Source organism: Candidatus Kosakonia sp. 282A-S69 (genome assembly GCF_029433855.1).
GTDB lineage: Bacteria > Pseudomonadota > Gammaproteobacteria > Enterobacterales > Enterobacteriaceae > Kosakonia > Kosakonia cowanii_A.
In genome coordinates this window covers 987,796-1,008,014 of record NZ_JAROAU010000001.1, presented here as the reverse complement: position 1 = coordinate 1,008,014, position 20,219 = coordinate 987,796, and the positions used below count along the sequence as shown (strand labels likewise).

Sequence of the window (20,219 nt, the reverse complement as noted above, 5' to 3'; positions counted from 1 at the left end):
CGAAAGGTTAGCCGAGCAGCGCGGTGCTGAGACGACAGGTTGCGCAGCGCCGCCCCTGCTCATCGAACACCACGATCTCCCAGCTCTGATTATGGCGGCCTAGATGCAGCGGCTGGCAAACGCCGCGTACTTTGCCGTGCGCCACCGCCCGGTGATGGGTGGCGTTCAGTTCAGTGCCAACCACGCACTGCCCGTCGCTGGTCATCATAAAACCGGCCATCGAGCCGAGCGTTTCCGCCAGCGCCGCCGACGCGCCGCCATGCAGCAGGCCAAACGGCTGCTGGGTGCGGCTATCGACCGGCATCTCCGCTTCGAGAAAATCCTCCCCGATGCGGGTGTAGGTAATCGCCAGGTGTTCGATCAGGGTGTTATTGCTGGTGGCATTCAGCGCCTCCAGCGTGAAGTGCCGTTTCCAGATCATCACGCCCCCAGCGTCGAGCCGCCATCCACCACGATATCCTGCAGCGTGATGTGGCTGGCGAGATCCGAGGCGAGGAACAGGATGGTGTTGGCCACCTCCTGGGGACGGGCGATTTTCCCCAACGGAATGCCGAGCTTGAACTGCTCGCCGAAACCGCGAATGCGCTGCTGCTCCGCATCCTCGCTCACCCACAGCGTGCGCTGCATATCGGTATCGGTTGATCCCGGTGAGACGATATTGCAGCGCACATGGCTGGCGGCCAGCTCAAGCCCCACGGTCAGGGCCAGGCTTTTCAGCGCGGCTTTGGACGCGCCGTAAGCGCTCATGCCGATACGCGGCGCGTGCGCGGCGTCAGAGCAGACGGTCACAATTGCGCCGCGCTGCTGGCGGCGAAAATGCGCCATCGTCTGGCGAAAGAGGTTAAAGGCACCGCCGACGTTGACGGCAAACGTCTGCTGCCACGCCTTGTCAGAGAGCGCATCCGTTGCGCCCATGTGCAAAACACCCGCGGCATTGACCAGCACATCCAGCGGCGCGTTGTTCGCCAGCAGGCGTTCGCAGACGGCGGCAACTTGCGCGGCATCGGCGATATCCAGCGTTTCGCAGGCAAAGGGGTACGCGTCGCCGTTAAAGGCGAGATCGAAGCCGGTCACCTGCGCACCCGCCTCGACAAAGGCCAGCGCGGTGGCATAGCCGATCCCCTTCCCCGCCCCGCTTACCCAGACGCTGCGCCCGCTGAAATCGAGGCTCGCCATCACTGCACCCCGCGCGCAAGCAGCGCCCACCAGGCATCAATGGTCGGGTTTTTCGCCAGCATGACAAAATCGATATCGCCATGCACTTTGCGCCAGCGTGCGGCCAACGCCATCATGCGCACCGAATCGAGGCCGTAATCAATCAGGTTTTCGTCATCCAGCGGCTCATCGGACTCATCCAGCAGGGGCAGAATCAGCGCGCGCAGCGCCGCTTTGCTCGCCGGCAGCGGCAACAACTCTTGCGTCAGCATCACGCGACCGGAACGCCCGGCGACATAGTTGAGCGACATTAAGTGCTCTTCGCGGCTGAAATCCGCCAGCGCATCGGCCACCATAAAGGGCTTGATATCGCGCATAAAAGCGTCGGTAGCGGTGGTCATACAGCCGATATGCGAGTAAACGCCGGTGATCAGCAGCTGATTGCGTCCGGTCTCTTTCAGCCTCTGCTCCAGCGGCGAGCGGTGAAACGCGCTATAGCGCCACTTCACCAGTACAGTGTCGGCCTCGTCCGGTGCCAGCGCGCTGACGATCTGCTGCTGCTCCGGCGAGCGGGTCAGCCCTGGCCCCCACATGTCGTTCAGCAGCGCGCGGTCTTCATCGCTCTGCTCTTTCGGCTGCGCGGTGTAGTAGACCGGAATATTGTGCTGCTTACAGAAGTCACGCAGCGCGGCGATGTTCGCCACCACCTGCTGCATCATCGGACAGTTATCGCCCCAGAAACTGACAAAATAGTCCTGCATATCATGGATTAACAGCGCCGCGCGGGCGGGCTCAAACGACCAGTTCACTTTGTTGTCCGGGATATCAGCCGCCGCGGGCAGCGCGTAGCCCTGTAGTTTTGGGATTGCCATCTTCTCTCCTTTACGCCGGGGTGCGTTGTGCTAACCACTGGCGTAACTGTTTCTTGTCAACTTTTCCTACCGGCGTCAGCGGCAGCGCTTCAAGGCACTCGACGCGATCCGGCAGCTTAAATTCCGCCACGCCCTGCTCGCGCAAAAAGCGGCGGATCGCCACCGCGCGCAGCGGGGTTTTCACCACCAGATACGCACAGCTCTTCTCGCCGAGCAGGCTATCCTCCATGCTGACGAGCGCAGCGTGGATCACCGCTTCATGGCGCAACAGCAGGTTTTCGATCTCCTCGGCGGCAATCTTCTCGCCGCCACGGTTGATCTGATCTTTTTCCCGCCCCTGCACGGTGATGTAGCCCTGCTCATCAATGGCGATAAGATCGCCCGAGCAGTAGAAGCCCTCAGCATCAAAGGCGCTGGCGTTGTGTTGCGGGCTGTTGAAGTAGCCACGGAAGGTGTACGGGCCGCGCGTCATCAGACGCCCAGTCTGCCCTGCGGGCAGTGGATTACCGTTCTCATCCGCGACCCACACCTCATCATCCGGCGACATTGGCCGCCCCTGGGTGTTGATGATGCGCTCTTGCGGATCGTCGAGGCGGGTGTAGTTCACCAGCCCTTCCGCCATGCCGAACACCTGCTGAAGCTGGCAGCCGATCTCCGCCGGTATGCGCGCCGCCAGCGTCGCCGAGAGCCGCGCACCGCCCACCTGCAACAATTCCAGCGTCGCAAGCTGGGCACTGCTGCCCCACTCGGCAATCGCCTGCAACCAGAGGCTGACCGCCGGGGGCACCAGCGCGGTCACGTTAATCTGATGTTTTTCAATCAGCGGGAAACAGAGCGTGGCGCTGGGATCGCTCGCCAGCACCACACACCCGCCAGCGAGGAAGACACCGAGCGCACCGGGCGAGCTTAACGGGTAGTTGTGTGCCGCCGGCAAGGCGCAGAGGTAGCGGGTTTGCGCCGTGAAATGGCAAATCTCATTACTGCGCACAATGCTGTAGAGATAGTCGTTGTGTGTGCGAGGGATCAGCTTCGGCGTGCCGGTGCTGCCGCCGGAGAGCTGGAAGAAGGCCACCTCATCCGTCGGGGTCGGCGTAGCGGTAAAATTATCTGCCGGGCGGGCAATCGCCTGCTCCAGCGATTCGCCACGCAGCAAAATAGCGCGCAGCGACGGGTGATCGTTTTCCAGCCCGCTGAGGAAAGCGTCATCGGCAAACAGCCCGTGTGCGCGATCGGCAATCAGCAGTGCGGGCCTGATTTGCGCCGCGTAGGCGTTGAGTTCGCTGCGCTGATGGCTGAAGAGCGCATTCACCGGCGCGACGCCGATTTTCAGCAGGGCGAAAAAGGTGATGTAAAACTCGGCGACATTGCCCAGCTGCACCAGCGCGGTGTCGCCGCGCGCAATGCCCATCGAGCGCAACGCGCTGGCGAGGTTGTCCGAGGCGGCATGCAGCTGGCGATAGCTCAACTCGCGATCGCCGTCGATCACCGCAATGGCTTGGCTGGCGGCATGGCGGGTCAAAATATCGCTCAGCGGCAGATCCTGCCAGTAGCCCTTTTGACGATAACGACGGGCAAACTCTTCTGGCCAGCGGCTAAAAGGAATGGTCACTGTGGCTCCTTAATGCAAACCAAAGGCGTTTAACATGGTGGTCAGTTTGACGCCCGTTTCGCGCCATTCCGCGAGCGGCGACGAGGCGGGGACAATCCCGGCGCCGGCAAACAGGCGGACGTGGTTGTCGCGGATGCGCGCGCAGCGGATGGTGACTACCCACTCGCCGTTTCCTTCGGCATCGCACCAGCCAACAATGCCGCCGAAAAGTTCGCGGTTAAAGGGCTCAAGCTCGGCGATGATTTTCTTCGCGATCTGATGCGGGAAGCCGCTCAGCGCGGGTGTCGGGTGAAGCAGGCAGGCGAGTGTTAAGGCGTTTTCGCCCTCTTTTGCCGTGCCCTCAATCGGCGTTGCCAGGTGCCACAGCGTCGGTGTGTTCACCAGCTGCGGCGACGATGGCAGCGTCAACATGCGGCTGCGCGGCTGGAGCACTTTTTTCATCGCCTGCGTCACCAGTTCGTGTTCATGGCGATCTTTTTCTGAAGCCAGCAGTTTGTTGCCCGCTTCGCGATCGAGCATGTCATCGGGCTGGCGACGGGCCGAACCGGCCAGCGGCAGGGAGCTGAAACGATCGCCCTCTTTGCGCAGCAGCAGCTCCGGGCTTGCGCCCAGCAGCGCGCCGCCATCGGGCAGCGGAACGTGGAAGTTGAAGCTGGCGGGGTTCTGCGCAATTAAGCGCTCAAGCAGCACGCCACTGTCGACCGGACGGTCGGTTGCGATCTCAATCAGGCGTGAGAGTACCACTTTGTCCACTTCCGGCGTGGCGGTGCGCGCGGACGCGTTCGCCACCATCGCCATAAACAGATCCTGCTCGGGCACCGCTTTTTGCGCTTTCACATTCGGCATCGCGCCGCTGTTGAAGTAGCGCGCAGCGCGCTGTTTTTCCGGGCGGGAGAAGCTCTGCCAGCGTTGAGGGATAAAGAGCGCCGAAGGTTGCGTGGTATCAAACGGGATGGCACCCACCATAATCGGCCGCGCGATGCCCTGTGCTCTGGCGTCGGCAAAGGCCTGCGCCATTTTTTGCTGGAAGGCGCTCTCCGGGACCTCGCCCCCCGCTGCCGGCTCTGAGAAACGCGTAACACACCCCGACGTGGTGAAACTGCGGTACGGCGACATAAAGAAAAATTGATCGGCGGCCAGTGTCGTTGCAGACAGCTGGATCTCTTCAGCCAATGACGTATCCATATCATCCTCCGGCAATGATAAATGTATTAAGAATGATTATCATTTTTGTTTGGTGCGGTAAGATAAAAAGTTATTGCCGGTGATGTCAACAGTAGAATCTCCTCTCGCATGGTCATAACTTGCATCCATGGCGCTCAACGATGAAAATGAGAAGCATTAACTCCAACAGAAACAGGACTCACGTTGTGAATTTTCTTAGCTGGTGTCGTAAACACGCTCTGTTAGTGGGCATTTTCGTTTTAGGACTTAACTCAGCCTGCGCCGCCGACTGGCCGCGCCAGATAACCGACAGCCGCGGCGTACATCAGCTTGCCAGCGCGCCGCAACGCATTGTTTCTACAAGCGTGACTCTCACCGGCTCGCTGCTGGCGATTGATGCTCCGGTGATCGCCAGCGGTGCCACGACGCCAAATAACCGTTTCGCCGACGATCAGGGATTTCTGCGCCAGTGGGGCGAGATAGCCAAACAGCGCAAAGTCGCGCGCCTCTACATCGGCGAAGCCAATGCCGAAGCGGTTGCCGCACAGATGCCGGACCTGATTCTGATCAGCGCCACCGGCGGCGACTCCGCGCTGGCCCTCTACGATCAGCTTTCGCCTATCGCCCCGACGCTTATCATCAATTACGACGATAAGAGCTGGCAGGCGCTGCTTACCCAGCTTGGCGAAATCACCGGCCACGAGAAGCAGGCCGCCGCGCGCATCGCTGAATTCAACCAGCAGCTTGCGGCGGCAAAATCGCGTATGAAGCTGCCGCCGCAACCGGTCAGCGCACTGGTTTACACACCCGCCGCGCACAGCGCGAATCTCTGGACCCGCGACTCCGCGCAGGGCCAGTTAATGCAGCAGCTCGGTTTTGCCCTCGCGCCGCTACCGGCAGGCCTGCAGGCGAGCCAGAGCCAGGGGAAGCGCCATGACATCATCCAGCTCGGCGGTGAAAACCTGGCTGCCGGGCTAAATGGCGAAGCGCTGTTTCTGTTCGCCGGCGATCAAAAAGAGGCTGACGCCCTGAGCGCCAACCCTCTGCTGGCGCATCTTCCCGCGGTACGCAATAAGCGGGTTTATGCCCTTGGGGCTGAGACCTTCCGCCTCGATTACTACAGTGCAACCCGCGTGTTGCAGCGCTTGTCGGCGCTATTTGGTTAAGGTGTTTGGCGCACGCCTTATTGACGGATGGCCGGTAAACACGCCCCACGTTGCTGGATAACGCGCGTGACCTATCCGGCCTGTGAAGGCATCCCGTTTGCAATAAGGGGTGATCAGATCGCCGTAACGCTGAAGCACCGGTGACATCAACGCCACCGGTGCGGGTTATGCGCCGGACTGAACCTGTCGGAAACGGCGCAGCTCGCCGAGTATGAGAACCAGCACTAACCCAACTATCGCTAAAGCCAGACCGCTGAAGCTCGCCGAGGCGGCGGGTGTCAGCATCGATCCCATTGCGCCCAGCAGCGCCGCGCCGATGGCGTCGCCGGTAACGTTTTGCGCCGTCCACAAGCCGTTAATGCGCCCGAGCATCGCCTCCGGAGTCTGGGTTTGCAACAGGGTATATTGCAGTAACGAACTCACCGCCGTCAGCCAGCCGCAGAGCGCGAGAAAGAGTACGCCGAGCGGCCAGACGGGCATCAGGCTAAAGAGCGCAATCGCGATAAACGCGCCGACGCTGGTCAGCAGCATGATGATGCCGGGCCGCTCGCTGTGCGCCAGCCTGCCGCTGGTCAACGCGCCGATAGCCGCCCCAAGCGGCAGCGCGGCGTAAAGCACGCCAATCTCCGCCGCCGACATCTGCCAGCTCATCGCCAGCGCCGGGTAGAGCACGCGCACGGCGCTGGCCATAGTCAGCAGACCGCCGAGCAGCGCAATGCCGCCAACTAACGGGTTACGCAGCAGAAAGTGCAGCGCGGTAGTGAGAGATTTAAGCGGGTGCTCGCGCGGTTGCGGCGGTGGCGGAAGCGCGGGCAGCGTCAGCAGCGGCAACAGAGTGATAAAGGTGCCCGCCGCTGCCAGACCGTAGTTCCACGCTACGCCGCCGGAGGCCAGCAGCAACCCACCAACCATCGGCGAGATCACCGAACCGACGCGCACGGTGAGCATGGTGATCGCCCCCGCCTGCATCAGGTTTTCCCGCCCCACTAGCGCAGGTGTCGCCGCCAGCAGCGCCGTCACGCCGAGCGCGCCGAAAAAGCCATCCCATACGCCGAGCAGATAGATCGCCGCCAGCGACGGCGCGGGTAACAGTGCATTGAGAAAGAGGCCAATAAAGCCAAGACCGCAGGTAGATCGCGCGAGCAAAATCAGCTTTTTACGTTCAAAGCGATCCGCCAGCACGCCGCCGAGCATCAGGCCGACAAACATCGCGCCGCCGGTCAGCGTCACGGCAAGCCCGACCTGCCAGCTGGAGTGGGTCATCGCCTGGATCTGCACCGGCACTGCCACGCCCAGTAAGCCCAGCGATAAGATTGAGATAAAACGCGCAAGGAAAACGGCGCGATAAGCCGGATGTGTCCGCAGCAGGCTGAGATTCAGCAGCCAGGAGTGTTGCTTCATTACAAGACCTTGTATTCCATACTTTCTGTGTCCAATCTCAGGCTGCGCATGGTAACATAACAAAACGGGATCGATAACGATAATTACTATCATTATCAAAATTGGGATTTTTATGTCGTTTTCTACTTCCCCGGCGCGCGTATTGATTCTCGTCGGGCTATTGATACTGCTTATATTTGCCGCGGCACTGAGCCTGTTTATTGGCGCAAAACCGATGCCTGCCGCGGTCATCACCGACGCCCTCTTTGGCGCTTGTCACAGCGCAGATTGCACCATCATTCGCGATGCGCGCCTACCGCGCACGCTGGCAGGCTTACTCGCCGGCGGCGCGCTCGGCCTTGCCGGTGCACTGATGCAAACCCTGACGCGCAACCCGCTGGCCGACCCGGGCCTGCTGGGCGTTAACGCGGGCGCCAGTTTCGCCATTGTGCTTGGCGCCGCGCTGCTGGGGGCGAGCACGCCGACGGAGCAACTGCTGCTCGCCTTTTGCGGCGCGTTCACCGCTGCGCTGCTGGTGGCTTTTACCGGCAGCCAGGGCGGCGGTCAGCTTAGCCCGGTGCGCCTGACACTTGCGGGCGTGGCGCTCACCGCCGTGCTCGACGGCCTCTCCAGCGGCATTTCGCTGCTCAATGCTGACGTCTACGATCAGCTGCGTTTCTGGCAAGCCGGTTCCCTCGATATTCGCACGCTGGCAACTCTGCGCGTAGTGTTGATCCCGGTGCTGCTGGCGGCGGGCGTGGCGTTACTGCTTAGCCGCGCGCTTAACAGTCTGAGTCTGGGCAGTGACACCGCGACCGCGCTGGGCAGTAAAGTGGCGCGCACCCAGCTGCTGGGCCTGCTGGCGATCACCGTACTCTGCGGTAGCGCCACGGCGGTTGTCGGGCCAATCGCCTTTATCGGTCTGATGATGCCCCACCTGGCGCGCGGGCTGGTCGGGGCCGATCACCGCTGGTCGCTGCCGGTGACGCTGATCGCCACCCCTGCTCTACTGCTGTTTGCCGATATAATTGGCCGCGTAATTGTGCCGGGCGAGCTGCGCGTCTCGGTGGTAAGCGCTTTTATCGGCGCGCCAATGCTGATCCTGCTGGTGCGCCGCGCGCGCGGAGGCGGCTTATGATCGCCCCCTCCCGCCGTTTAGTGGCAAGCTGCCTGTTGATGGTTGTCGCCGCCATGCTCTTCGCCGTCTGGGGATTACGCAGCGGCACAGTGATGCTCACCTTCAGGCAGGTATTCGACGCGCTATGCGGTGACGCGCCGCGCGCAATGCAGCTGGTCGTGCTGGAGTGGCGCTTGCCGCGGGTATTAATGGCGCTGGTGGTTGGCGCGGCGCTCGGTGTCAGCGGGGCGATTTTCCAGTCGCTGATGCGTAACCCGCTCGGTAGCCCGGATGTGATGGGGTTTAACACCGGTGCCTGGAGCGGCGTGCTGGTGGCGATGGTGCTGTTTGGCCAGCATCTGACGGCGATTGCGCTGGCAGCAATGGCAGGCGGCATCCTCACGTCGCTACTGGTGTGGCTGCTCGCCTGGCGCAACGGCATTGAAACCTTCCGCCTGATCATTGTCGGGATTGGTGTACGCGCGATGCTGGTGGCCTTTAACACCTGGCTGCTGCTGAAAGCCTCGCTGGAAACGGCGCTCTCTGCCGGGTTGTGGAACGCCGGATCGTTGAATGGATTAACGTGGGCGAAAACGGTGCCGTCGGTGCCGGTTATGCTGGTGATGTTTGTTTGCGCTGCCCTGCTGGCGCGGCGCATGCGGCTACTGGAGATGGGCGATGACAGCGCCTGCGCGCTGGGCGTCAGCGTTGAGCGCTCGCGTCTGCTACTGATGCTGGTCGCGGTGGCGCTGACCGCCGCCGCCACGGCACTTGCCGGCCCCATCTCCTTTATTGCGCTGGTGGCACCGCATATTGCCCGCCGCCTGAGCGGCACGGCGCGTTGGGGGTTAACCCAGTCGGCGCTCTGCGGCGCGCTGCTGCTGCTGCTGGCGGATATGATTGCCCAGCGCGGCTTTACCCCTTACCAGCTACCGGTTGGCGTGGTCACCGTCAGCCTCGGCGGTATTTACCTTATCGCCTTGTTAATTCAGGAGTCCCGCAAGAAATGAGCGCGTTATCCCCCCGTTTGCGCGGCGAAGCGTTAACCCTTGGCTATGGCAAGAAAGTGATTGCCGAGCAGCTGAGCGTCGCTATCCCTGATGGTCATTTCACCGCCATCATCGGCCCGAATGGCTGCGGGAAGTCGACCCTCTTACGTACACTCAGCCGCCTGATGACGCCCAGCGAGGGGCATGTCTACCTTGATGGCGAGGAGATCCAGCGTTTTGCCAGCAAAGAGGTCGCGCGGCGCATCGGGCTGCTGGCGCAAAATGCCACCACGCCGGGCGACATTACGGTGCAGGAGCTGGTGGCGCGCGGGCGTTATCCGCATCAGCCGCTCTTTACCCGCTGGCGCAGAGAGGATGACGAGGCGGTGAAGCGCGCCATGAAAGCGACCGGCGTCGAGCGTCTGGCGCAGCAGAGCGTCGACACGCTCTCCGGCGGCCAGCGCCAGCGGGCGTGGATCGCCATGGTGCTGGCACAGGAGACGGCGATCATGCTGCTTGATGAGCCAACGACCTGGCTTGATATCAGTTATCAAATCGATCTGCTGGAGTTGCTCAGCGAGCTGAACCGTGAACAGGGGTATACGCTGGCCGCAGTGCTGCATGATTTAAATCAGGCATGCCGTTACGCCACCCATTTGATTGCGCTGCGCGACGGCAAAATTGTGGCGCAGGGCGCACCGAAAGAGATTGTCACCGCCGGGTTGATCGAGGAGGTGTATGGGCTGCGCTGCATGATCATTGACGATCCGGTGGCGCATACCCCGTTGGTGGTGCCACTGGGGCGCAGCGGTTGAACGTTGTTGGCAAACCCCATTGCCGGATGGCGCGATACACGCTTATCCGGCCTACAAAACCACTTTAACGGAGCCACTGAAACCGCGTAGGCCGGATAAGGCGAAGCCGCCATCCGGCAATCGGTGCTGCGGAATATGCCGGATGGCGCGTAAACGCTTATCCGGCCTACACCATTTTTTACCTCTCCAATAACTCCCTCAACACTGGCCCGATCTGCCCGAACGCCTGCGGGGAGATGATATCGACATGGGCGCAATCCTGACGGTACACCGCCAACTCGCTCACCCAGGGTGCCCAGGCGCGTTGCGGGTCGGTGCCGGGCGGCAGGGTACGCTCAGCGACAAACAGCGTGGCTTTACCCGCAAACGGCACACTGCGGGCGGTGGTTAGCAACCGCACCGCATCGGCGTAATTCCCCTCGATCTGCGAGAAGAGCTCACTGGACGCCTGCCCCTGCTGGGCGGCAAGAAACGCCTGCCGCTCGCGCTCAATCTCGGCCAGCACCGCAGGATCGAGGCCGTTCGCCTCTTTCTCCGCCCAGTTTTGTGTCTCCGGCGGCCAGGTATCGAGCAGCCCGAGGAACGCCACCTCTTCGCCACGCTGTTGCAGCCGCGCCGCAATGCCGTGCGCCAGCGTCCCGCCAAGCGAGTAACCCAACAGGTAATAAGGCCCGTGCGGCTGCTGTGCCAGCAGCGCCGCTAACTGTTGCTCGCAGGCCTCATCCAGCGTTGCCGCCTGCTGTAACGGGCCATCCGGGCGCGGAGACTGAATGCCGGTAATCGACCAGCGCGGCGCAAGATAGCGGGCCAGCACGCTAAACTGCCAGGCGAAACCAGAGGCCGGATGGAAGCAGAAGAGCGTTGGCCCCGCGCTTTCACGCAGCGGCAGCACCGCTTCCAGCCCGAGTCGCCCGGCCTGCTCATTTGAGAGCGGCTGCTCCAGCAGCGCCGCCAGCTTCTCCACCGTCGGCGCGACCATAATCTGTCCCGGCGTTACCTGACGGTCGCAGTGGCGGCTCAGCTGCGCGGCAAGCCGCATCGCCAGCAGCGAGTGGCCGCCAAGGGCGAAGAAATCCGCCTGCGCATCATTCACCTCACAGCCCAGCAGCGCGGCAAAGGCCTGCGCTACCTGCGTTTCCATACCGGCGGTGAGCGGGCGACCGCCCTGCTCTGCCTGCAGCACGGGCAGCGGCAACGCTTTGCGATCGAGCTTACCGTTCGCGCTGAGCGGCAGCGCGCTCACCTGCATCAACAGCACCGGCACCATGTGCGCCGGTAGCTGCGCACGCAGCTGCTCCAGCAGTACGGCCGTATCCAGCGGCTGACCGGAGGCAGAGACAAGGTAGCCAACCAGCTGGCGGGCATCGCCGCCGCTCGCCGCCGCCTGATTAAAGACGCAGGCATGCGCAACCGCCTGGGCGATATCCGGCAGCGCCAGCATCGCCCGGTCAATCTCGCCAAGCTCAATGCGCTGACCGCGAATTTTCAGCTGATCGTCGCTGCGTCCCAGGTACTCTACCGCACCATTTTCCAGCCAGCGGGCAACATCCCCGGTGCGGTACATGCGCTCGCCCGGCGTAAAGGGGTCGGCGATAAAGCGGCTGGCCGTCAAATCAGGGCGACCAAGATAGCCCTGCGCCAGCTGAATACCGGTGAGATAGAGATCGCCCGCCACGCCGAACGGCACCGGGCGCATCATCGCATCCAGAATACGCAGACCCGTGTTCCACACCGGGTAACCAATCGGCACACTGTTGCCGCGCACCTGCGCCAGTGTCTCGCCATAGGCCGGATAGAAGCTGACATCCACCGCCGCTTCCGTCGGGCCATAGAGATTGTGCAGCGCCACGCCGGTTAAAGTTTCCCACTCGCGGCAGAGATCGGCGGGCAGCGCTTCGCCGCTACAGAAGACCTGCTTCAGCGTGCGGCAGCTCTGCTGCGCGCTTTCCGGCGTCAGCGAGGCGACAAAGGCCGCCAGCATAGAGGGGACAAAGTGGGTTGTGGTCACGCCTGTTTCAGCAAAGAAGGCTTGTAGCGCCTGCGGATCGCGGTGCGCCTCTGGCTCAGCCATCACCAGGCTGGCTCCGGCGATAAACGGCCACCAGAACTCCCATACCGACACATCAAAACTGCACGGCGTTTTTTGCGCCACCACATCGTCAGCGCTAAGTGGATAAGCCGCCTGCATCCACAGCAGGCGGTTGACGATGGCGGTATGTCCGACCATCACCCCTTTTGGTCGCCCGGTGGAGCCGGAGGTGAAGATGATATAGGCCGTCTGCTGCGGGCGGGCCAGATTAAGCGGCTCAGCGCCGTTGCTCTCCAGCGGCGCGTCGTAGCAGAAGTGCGCCAGCTGCGGAATATCGGCAAAGCGGGCATGCTGATCTTCGGTGGTGATCAAAAGACGCGGGCGGGCATCTTCCAGCATCATGCGCAGGCGATCGTCAGGATAGCCGGTATCGAGCGGTAGCCAGGCAGCGCCTGCTTCAACAATACCGTGCAGCGCGAGCGTCAGGAAAACCGAACGCGGCAGCGCGACCGCCACGCTGTCGCCAGGCTGCACGCCCAGCGCGCGTAGCTGATTCGCCAGCGCCACGACCTGCTCGCGCATCTCCCGGTAGCTAAAGCGCCAGCGGGCATCGGATAACGCCGGTGCATCAGGCGTTTTCGCCGCCTGTTGCGCGACCAGCTCGCTCAGCGTGGTCATTGGCAGCGACACGGCGGTGGCGTTGATCTGCGTGAGTTGCTCCGCCTCTTTTGCACTTAATAGCTCCGCATCCCCACAGCGCAGCGCCGGGTTGTCGGCAAATTGCTGCAAAAGCTGCGCAAGGCGTGCGACGTGAGTATTGAGCGTCGTCTCGTCATAGCGGCTGCGGTTCGCCAGCACCTCCAGCGACAGCCCGCCCGCCTCATCCGGGAAGAGCGCGATCTCCATATCGTTGACCGGCCCGGTGGCTAACGTGTGGGTAATACCCTGGATGCCATCCACATCCAGCTGGTAATCAAACAGTTTAACGTTCAGTACCGGGCCAAACAGCGGCTCATTCCCCGCCGCGCGTCCGGCGTCACGCACGATCTGCTCTGCGTCATAGCGCTGGTGGCGGCGCATCGCTTTAAGCAACCGGGCAAGCGCACTGGCAAGCTCCGGCAGGGTTTGCGCGCCATCCAGATGCACCCCAAGTGGCAGGACGTTAAGCACCGGACCGGTCGCGGTGAGCGCTGCCGAACCCATGCGGCGCATAAAGATAAATCCGGCGGCATAATCGGTGCGTCCGCACAGCCGCCCCAGCCACAGCGCCACTAACGCCAGCGCCAAATCGGCGGGCGTAGTGTTTGCCATCGCCTGGCTTAGGCGGCGGAAAGCGTCGCTGTCCAGGGTTACATTCAGGCGCAGAATATCGGTGGTTGCCGCCCGTCCCGGCAGCGGCTCGCTGGAGAGCGACACCGGCGGTGGTAGTGTACGCCGCTGCTCTGCCCAGAAAGCGGCGTCGCGAGCGAAGGCATCACTCCCCTGATAGCGTTGATACTCTTCCACAACGTCGGCGAAGGGAGTAAAGGGCGAGGCAGGCGTTGGCTCGCCACGTCGCCAGGCAGAGTAAATGGCGGCAATCTGGCGGGTAATCGCGGGGAAACTGAAACCATCGACCAGCAAATGGTGATAACGCTGATACCAGTACCAGCGCCGCTCGCCGACGCGCATCAGCTGATGGTGCACCAGCGGTTTGCCGCTCTCTACGCGCAAGTTCTGCGCCAGATCGGCCTGCATTAAGGCCTGCGCGGCGCTGTGCGCATCGTCCTGTTGGCGCAGATCGATAATCGCGGGCGCGGCAAAGCGCATCGCCTCATCAACCCATTGCCACACTTCGCCACTCTCTTCAGTGAAACGCATGCGCAGCGTATCGGCCTGCATCAGGCCAGTGACAATTGCCTCGCTGAGCTTTGCGGCATCAATATCCCCCTCAAGCTCAACATAGTGCGCCACGCTCCAGGCGTTGGGCAGCGAGGAGAGTTTTTCTGCCATCCAGATCCCCGGCTGTGCGGCAACCAGCGGTAAACGTTCGCTCATCTTCCGCTCCTTATTGCGCGTGAGGGTGCGCGTAGTGCGCCGGGGTTAAGCTCTGCCAGTGCGCGGCCAGCCAGTCGTTGCAGGCCGCCGGTGATTGCGGCTCGCAGAGAACGTGCCAGCCTGCGGGCAGCGCGCACTGCGCGGGCCACAAACTGCACTGCTGCGCGCCGTTTTGCAGAATATAAAACCGCCCTTGCGGATGATCGAAAGGGTTAGTGAACTCCATAGCAAACTCCTGTCGTGGAAAAGCGCCTTAGCGTTCCAGCGGTTGCCAGAGGGTGATTAAGCCCGCCGTCAGCCCGCCGCGCCAGCAAAGCGCATCATGTCCGCCGTCAACCTGACGCCAGAAAACCGGCTGCTGTGTCTGTTGTAAGAGGGATAAAAGGGTCTGGTTAGTACGAAAAATCAGCGGCTCGCGTACCCCGGCTTCAAGCACGATACGCAGCCCTTGTGGGGCTATCTCACCCTTTTTAAGTTGTTCGATAAGCAGCCCGTCACCCTCCCCCCCGCGATGAGGCCACCAGTAAGAGCCGGACTGGCTCAGTACGCACCCAAAACGCGCGGGCCAGTGCAGAGCGGCATAAAGCGCGGAGAGCCCGCCGAAGCTCTGCCCCGCCACCACCGTGCGATCGGCGCAATCACTGAAGGGCGCAATCTTGCGCACCTTGGGCAATAACTCCTCCTGCACCGCCAGCCAGAAATCGGCGTTGCAGGGTAGCTCCCGGCTGCGCTGAGCATTATCAATGGCGTCAATCAGCAGATAGACCGCGGGCGGCAGCTTGCGGGCGTTGGTCAACGCCGCCAGCGCAGGCCACACCGGCATACTCTCTGCCCAGAACTGGCCATCGAGCAGGATCGCCAGCGGGCGTTCAGCATCCTGCGCCTCGCCGGTAGCATAGACCCAGACGCGGCGACGATTTTGCAGCCGCGGGCTCTGCCAGTGCAGCAGTTGAGGAGGGGTAAAAGCAGTATCGGTTGCCTGCCAGCCGGGCTGAGGCGGTGCCCCGGGCATCTCCAGCGCCGAGACCGGATGGCCGCGCCCGCCGCGCCAGCTTTGCGCATTCAGCGGATCGGCCATCGCGCGCGGCAGCAGTTTGCGCCACCCTTCGCGCAGCGCCGTGCGATCCGGCGGCACGCTGGCAAAAACGGCATCAGCGAAATCATTGTCCTGTTCAGAGGGGATAAGACAGTAGCTGCCGCGCCAGCCCGCTTCGAGCGTCGTTTTCCAGCACCAGACATCGCTTCCGGCGATGCGTGCCAGCGATTGCGGCTGCGCCTGTTGATGGTGATCGGTCACGCCGGTGATGTAGATCCAGACCCGGCGCAGACGCGAGGTCTGCTCTGTACCCGCCGGATCGCGCCACCAGAAGGTCACTTCATAGCGCCCGTCGGCGGTTTTAAGCCACTCCGGCCCTTTTTTTGACGCCCACCAGGCATCGCTTCCCGTCGTTGACGTCACGGTTTAACCCCAAATTGCTGCGGACTTATATTTATCGCTCAAATTTATAGATAATATTATTGATAACTATTCTTATTTGCAATAGCGTATTGGCGCGCTGTGGGAAGCGCGTCTTTCACCTAACTCTGCCTGCCGCAGGCCTTTTTTCTCAGGGCTGAGAGAATCGTCGCGCGCGGGCTTCATCACTGCCGTCTCCTCTCCCCTGGGAATGGAGAGCTACGGGGATACGGCAAAGGAACGCAGGTAACATAATGAATAAGAAGATAAAATCCCTGACCTTACTGGTCAACCTCGGGATCTACGGCGCGGCAATGCCCGTGATGGCGGCGGAGGAGAAAAGCAGCGACGCCAGCAGCGCGGACACCATTGTCGTCACGGCGGCACAGCAGAACCTCCAGGCGCCCGGCGTGTCGACTATCACCGCCGATCAGATTCGTAAGAACCCGCCAGCGCGCGATGTATCGGAGATTATCCGCAAGATGCCTGGCGTTAACTTAACCGGCAACGCCACCAGCGGCCAGCGCGGCAATAACCGCCAGATCGATATTCGCGGTATGGGCCCGGAAAACACCTTGATTTTGGTTGATGGCAAACCGGTCACCAGCCGTAACTCGGTGCGCTTAGGCTGGCGCGGCGAGCGCGACAGCCGCGGCGACACCAGCTGGGTGCCGGCAGAGATGATTGAGCGCATCGAAGTGATCCGTGGCCCGGCCGCCGTGCGTTACGGTAACGGTGCGGCGGGCGGTGTGGTGAATATCATCACCAAAAAAGATGGCACCCAGGAGTGGCATGGATCGTGGAACGCCTACGTCAACGCGCCGGAGCATAAAGCAGAAGGTGCGACCAAACGCACCGACTTTAGCCTCAGCGGCCCACTGGGTGACGATGTCAGCTTCCGCCTCTATGGCAACCTGGCGAAAACCCAGGCCGATGCGTGGGATATCAACCGCGATCACCAGTCTGAACGTACCGGGATTTACGCTAATACCCTCGCCGCTGGGCGCGAAGGCGCGATCAATAAAGATATTAACGGCGTGGTGCGCTGGGATTTCGCGCCGATGCAGTCGCTGGAGTTCCAGGCGGGCTACAGCCGCCAGGGCAACCTCTACGCAGGCGATACGCAAAACACCAATAACGACAGCAGCAGCAATAACTATGTGCGCGAGAATTACGGCAAAGAGACCAACCGTCTCTATCGCCAGAACTACTCGGTAACCTGGAACGGCGGCTGGGATAACGGTGTCACCACCAGCAACTGGCTTCAGTATGAGCACACGCGTAACTCGCGCCTGGGCGAAGGGCTGGCCGGGGGCACTGAAGGGCTGTTCAATAGCAATAAATTCACCGATATCGATCTCTCCGATGTGATGCTGCACAACGAGGTGAACCTGCCGCTGGATCTGCTGGTCAACCAGACGCTGACGCTGGGTACCGAGTGGAACCAGCAGCGGATGAAAGATCTTGGCTCCAATACCCAGGCCTTCCAGGGCGGGCCAATTAGCGGGGTGAACAGCACCAACCGTAGCCCCTACTCGAGCGCCGATATCTACTCCATTTTCGCCGAAGATAATATGGAGCTGACCGACAGCACCATGCTGACGCCAGCGCTGCGTTTCGATCACCACACCATTGTTGGCGATAACTGGAGCCCGTCGCTGAACCTCTCGCAGGGATTAGGCGACGATTTCACGCTGAAAATGGGCATTGGCCGCGCCTATAAAGCGCCGAGCCTCTACCAGACCAACCCGAACTACATTCTCTACAGCAAGGGCCAGGGCTGCTACGCCAGCGGCAACGGCGTCGGTTGTTACATGATGGGTAACGACGATCTGAAAGCGGAGACCAGTATCAATAAAGAGATCGGCCTTGAGTTCAAACATGATGACTGGCTGGCCGGTGTAACCTGGTTCCGTAACGATTACCGCAATAAGATTGAAGCGGGTTACTCGCCGATGGCGCAAACGGCGGCGGGTGCCACCAAAACCGATATCTATCAGTGGGAAAATGTGCCGAAAGCGGTAGTTGAAGGGCTGGAGGGTACGCTCAACGTGCCGGTTTCTGAGAGTGTGGCCTGGAGCAACAACTTCACCTATATGCTGCAAAGTAAGAACAAAACCACCGGCGAGCGGCTCTCAATCATTCCGGAATATACGCTGAACTCGACGCTGAACTGGCAGGTGACGCAGGATGTTTCTCTCCAGTCGACCTTTACCTGGTACGGCAAGCAGCAACCGAAGAAGTATGACTACAAAGGCCAGCGCGTAACCGGCTCGGCGACTAACGAAGTGAGCCCGTACAGCATTGTCGGACTCAGCGGCACCTGGGACGTAAACAAAAACGTCAGCCTGACCGCCGGCGTCGATAACGTGTTCGATAAGCGCCACTGGCGCGCGGGCAATGCCCAGAGCACCGGCGGCACTACCGGTTATATGTATGGCGCGGGCGCAGAGACCTATAACGAATCGGGTCGCACCTGGTTTATGGGCATTAATACCCACTTCTGACGACAGCCTGCTCTCTTTCGTCGCCGCTAAAAAGAAAAGGCCCCGGCATTGCTGACGGGGCCTTTTATTAGGGATTTCCTGGGTGTTGAATAGCTGACACGGTTATACCCCGCCCGGCGCTTATCTCCGGCACTCACTCTGAGGTGGTGTTAGCTCTTTGCTGGGGTAAATTCACAATACGCCATCGGAAAATTCCTAACAAGAGAAAAATAATACCGATGCGTGAATATATGATTTCGATCATACTTTCTACCCGCTGTCCACAGACAGGCGTGATGGCGGTCACGTTTAATTTTCACCCAGTCGTCAACCGCTTTATCGGGGTGAAAATGAAAAATCAGGTATACAGACACTTTGCCCATCTCTCAGCACGATCGACGCAAGTGTGCTTAATTTTTGCTTGAGTTGCCTGAAAATGCAGCAGCAGATATCATTTTGCACAGCGGAATTTGACTTAAATTCTGCGGGCGTTTACAAAAGATACCGCCTTTCCCCTGTCCGACTTGCGTCTTTGTGGTTTTCGTCCAGGCTTCCCTTTCAGGCTCTGGAAAAATGGCAAGGGGCCGCCTGATTCAGGTTTGCGCGCCAGCGACATTTCTATAATTTGCAGGCATCTGTGAGTGGAGTATCGAATGTTCTCTTTTGTCGCCCGCCAGGCGATTTTTGATGCAAATATGAACACAGTCGGCTACGAGTTGCTGTTCAGGGACAGTATGACTAACCGGTTTCCTGACGTCACACCGGAGTATGCGACTGCGCAAATTATTGTTGAACAGTTTCTTGGTGCGCCGCTGGGGCGGTTGAAAGAGTACAGTGCGATTTTCGTCAACTTCCCTTATGAACTGCTGGTACAGGGGATGGCGGAAACGCTGCCAAAAGATCGGGTGATTGTTGAGATCCTCGAAACCGCCGAGCCGACGCCGCTGCTGCTGGACAGCATCAAAAAACTCTCCGCGCAGGGTTTTCGCATTGCGCTGGATGATTTCGCGCTGGGCGATACCTGGAATGATTTCCTGCCCTTTATTCACATTATTAAATTCGACGTCCGCAATAATACGCCGGAGGAGATCGGCGGTTATATTCAGGGAAAAGCACATCTACTGCGTGACACGCTTTTTCTCGCCGAAAAGGTGGAGACCCAGCAGGAGTATGAGTGCTACAAAAACCTCGGTTGCACGCTGTTTCAGGGCCACTTCTTCAGCCGCCCGGTGATCCATGCGGCTAACAAACTGATTCAGAACCAGGCAATCACCTTAAGATTGATGAAAGAGGTGAATGCCGATAAGCCCGATTTCGCCCGCATCGAGGCGCTGTTAAAACAGGATCTCGCCCTCTCTTTCAAGCTGATGCGCTATGCGCAAAATATTGTCTTTAATGCACGCGGGATTAAAAACGTCCGCAGCCAGTCGTTAAAAGATATTATTTTTTATCTCGGTGCCAATGAGCTGCGCCGCTTCGTGCTGGTCTCCTGCCTGACCTCGGTGAATAAAGAGGAGATTGGCGAGATCTATCAGCAGAGCCTGATCCGCGCCAGGTTCTGCGAGCTCGCATCCTCACACTCAATTACGCGCCACTCGGCGGATGACGCTTTTATCGTCGGGCTTTTTTCGCAACTCGACAGCATTTTTGAAATGCCAATGGCCGATCTGATAAGCCAAATCGATATTTCCGACAATGTGATGATGGCGCTGAAAGCGCAAAAAGGGCCGCTCTACCCCTATTTGCAGCTGATTGAGCTGTATGAAAACCATCAGTGGGAAGAGGTCAGCGCGCTGGGCCATCGCCTCGGTTTTCATCGCGGCACGGTGGCAGAGCTGGTCAAAACCGCGACCGAATGGACGCAGGCGATCCCCTCAAACCGCCGCTAATTTTAGTTTCTGCGTCAAAAGGCCGATGTAATTAGCAGAACGCATCCCTTTGGAC

General features: G+C 60.6%; 15 protein-coding genes. 6 read left to right on the top strand and 9 right to left on the bottom strand.

All coding sequences use genetic code 11. The annotated features are described in order from the left end of the window. Positions 1–7: 7 nt before the first annotated feature. The 5 genes from entH to entC are packed head-to-tail and all read right to left on the bottom strand — an operon-like array spanning position 8 to position 4,821. Positions 8–421 (bottom strand): proofreading thioesterase EntH, encoded by a 414-nt coding sequence (gene entH / locus PU683_RS04415; protein ID WP_277170318.1) that lies wholly within the window; start codon positions 419–421, stop codon positions 8–10. Beyond that, positions 421–1,176, bottom strand: a complete 756-nt coding sequence (gene entA, locus PU683_RS04410; protein WP_277170316.1) for a 2,3-dihydro-2,3-dihydroxybenzoate dehydrogenase EntA — start codon at positions 1,174–1,176, stop codon at positions 421–423. Before entA ends, entH begins: the two co-directional genes overlap by 1 nt. After that, positions 1,176–2,027, bottom strand: coding sequence for an isochorismatase (locus PU683_RS04405; protein ID WP_277170315.1), 852 nt, complete (start codon positions 2,025–2,027; stop codon positions 1,176–1,178). The genes entA and PU683_RS04405 overlap by 1 nt, the downstream gene beginning before the upstream one ends. A 10-nt stretch (positions 2,028–2,037) precedes the next feature. Continuing rightward, positions 2,038–3,636: a (2,3-dihydroxybenzoyl)adenylate synthase EntE gene (gene entE, locus PU683_RS04400; protein ID WP_277170313.1), complete on the bottom strand. Its 1,599-nt coding sequence runs from the start codon at positions 3,634–3,636 to the stop codon at positions 2,038–2,040. Positions 3,637–3,645: 9 nt separating this feature from the next. Next, complete coding sequence (entC, locus tag PU683_RS04395; RefSeq protein WP_277170312.1) at positions 3,646–4,821, bottom strand: isochorismate synthase EntC; 1,176 nt, start codon at positions 4,819–4,821, stop codon at positions 3,646–3,648. Between the two features lie 185 nt (positions 4,822–5,006). Between entC and fepB the strand changes: the two genes are divergently transcribed. Continuing rightward, entirely contained in the window at positions 5,007–5,966 is a 960-nt protein-coding gene (fepB, locus tag PU683_RS04390; RefSeq protein ID WP_431190922.1) for a Fe2+-enterobactin ABC transporter substrate-binding protein, read from the top strand. Positions 5,967–6,131: 165 nt separating this feature from the next. On the opposite strand, the gene entS is transcribed toward fepB, so the two are convergent. Further along, entirely contained in the window at positions 6,132–7,367 is a 1,236-nt protein-coding gene (gene entS / locus PU683_RS04385) for an enterobactin transporter EntS (RefSeq protein WP_277170311.1), read from the bottom strand. A gap of 112 nt (positions 7,368–7,479) precedes the next feature. On the opposite strand from entS, the gene fepD reads away from it, so the two are divergent. The 3 genes from fepD to fepC are packed head-to-tail and all read left to right on the top strand — an operon-like array spanning position 7,480 to position 10,267. Then, positions 7,480–8,484 carry a Fe(3+)-siderophore ABC transporter permease gene (gene fepD, locus PU683_RS04380; RefSeq protein WP_277170308.1) on the top strand — a complete coding sequence of 335 codons (1,005 nt, stop codon included), beginning with the start codon at positions 7,480–7,482 and terminating at the stop codon, positions 8,482–8,484. After that, complete coding sequence (gene fepG / locus PU683_RS04375; protein WP_277170307.1) at positions 8,481–9,473, top strand: iron-enterobactin ABC transporter permease; 993 nt, start codon at positions 8,481–8,483, stop codon at positions 9,471–9,473. The genes fepD and fepG overlap by 4 nt, the downstream gene beginning before the upstream one ends. Then, positions 9,470–10,267, top strand: a complete 798-nt coding sequence (fepC, locus tag PU683_RS04370; protein WP_277170306.1) for an iron-enterobactin ABC transporter ATP-binding protein — start codon at positions 9,470–9,472, stop codon at positions 10,265–10,267. Before fepG ends, fepC begins: the two co-directional genes overlap by 4 nt. A gap of 178 nt (positions 10,268–10,445) precedes the next feature. Here the strand turns inward: fepC and entF are convergent, their stop codons facing one another. Genes entF through fes form a run of 3 tightly spaced genes read right to left on the bottom strand, consistent with a single transcriptional unit; the run spans position 10,446 to position 15,792 of the window. Beyond that, entirely contained in the window at positions 10,446–14,333 is a 3,888-nt protein-coding gene (gene entF, locus PU683_RS04365; protein ID WP_277170304.1) for an enterobactin non-ribosomal peptide synthetase EntF, read from the bottom strand. A gap of 10 nt (positions 14,334–14,343) precedes the next feature. Further along, positions 14,344–14,559, bottom strand: a complete 216-nt coding sequence (locus tag PU683_RS04360) for an MbtH family protein (protein WP_277170303.1) — start codon at positions 14,557–14,559, stop codon at positions 14,344–14,346. 27 nt (positions 14,560–14,586) lie between these two features. Then, entirely contained in the window at positions 14,587–15,792 is a 1,206-nt protein-coding gene (gene fes / locus PU683_RS04355) for an enterochelin esterase (protein ID WP_277170302.1), read from the bottom strand. Positions 15,793–16,043: 251 nt separating this feature from the next. On the opposite strand from fes, the gene PU683_RS04350 reads away from it, so the two are divergent. Both PU683_RS04350 and PU683_RS04345 read left to right on the top strand, forming a co-directional pair. After that, positions 16,044–18,296 carry a TonB-dependent siderophore receptor gene (locus PU683_RS04350; protein WP_277170301.1) on the top strand — a complete coding sequence of 751 codons (2,253 nt, stop codon included), beginning with the start codon at positions 16,044–16,046 and terminating at the stop codon, positions 18,294–18,296. Positions 18,297–18,928: 632 nt separating this feature from the next. Then, a complete protein-coding gene (locus PU683_RS04345; RefSeq protein WP_277170300.1) occupies positions 18,929–20,164 on the top strand; it encodes an EAL and HDOD domain-containing protein in 1,236 nt (411 codons plus the stop codon). Positions 20,165–20,219 lie beyond the last annotated feature (55 nt).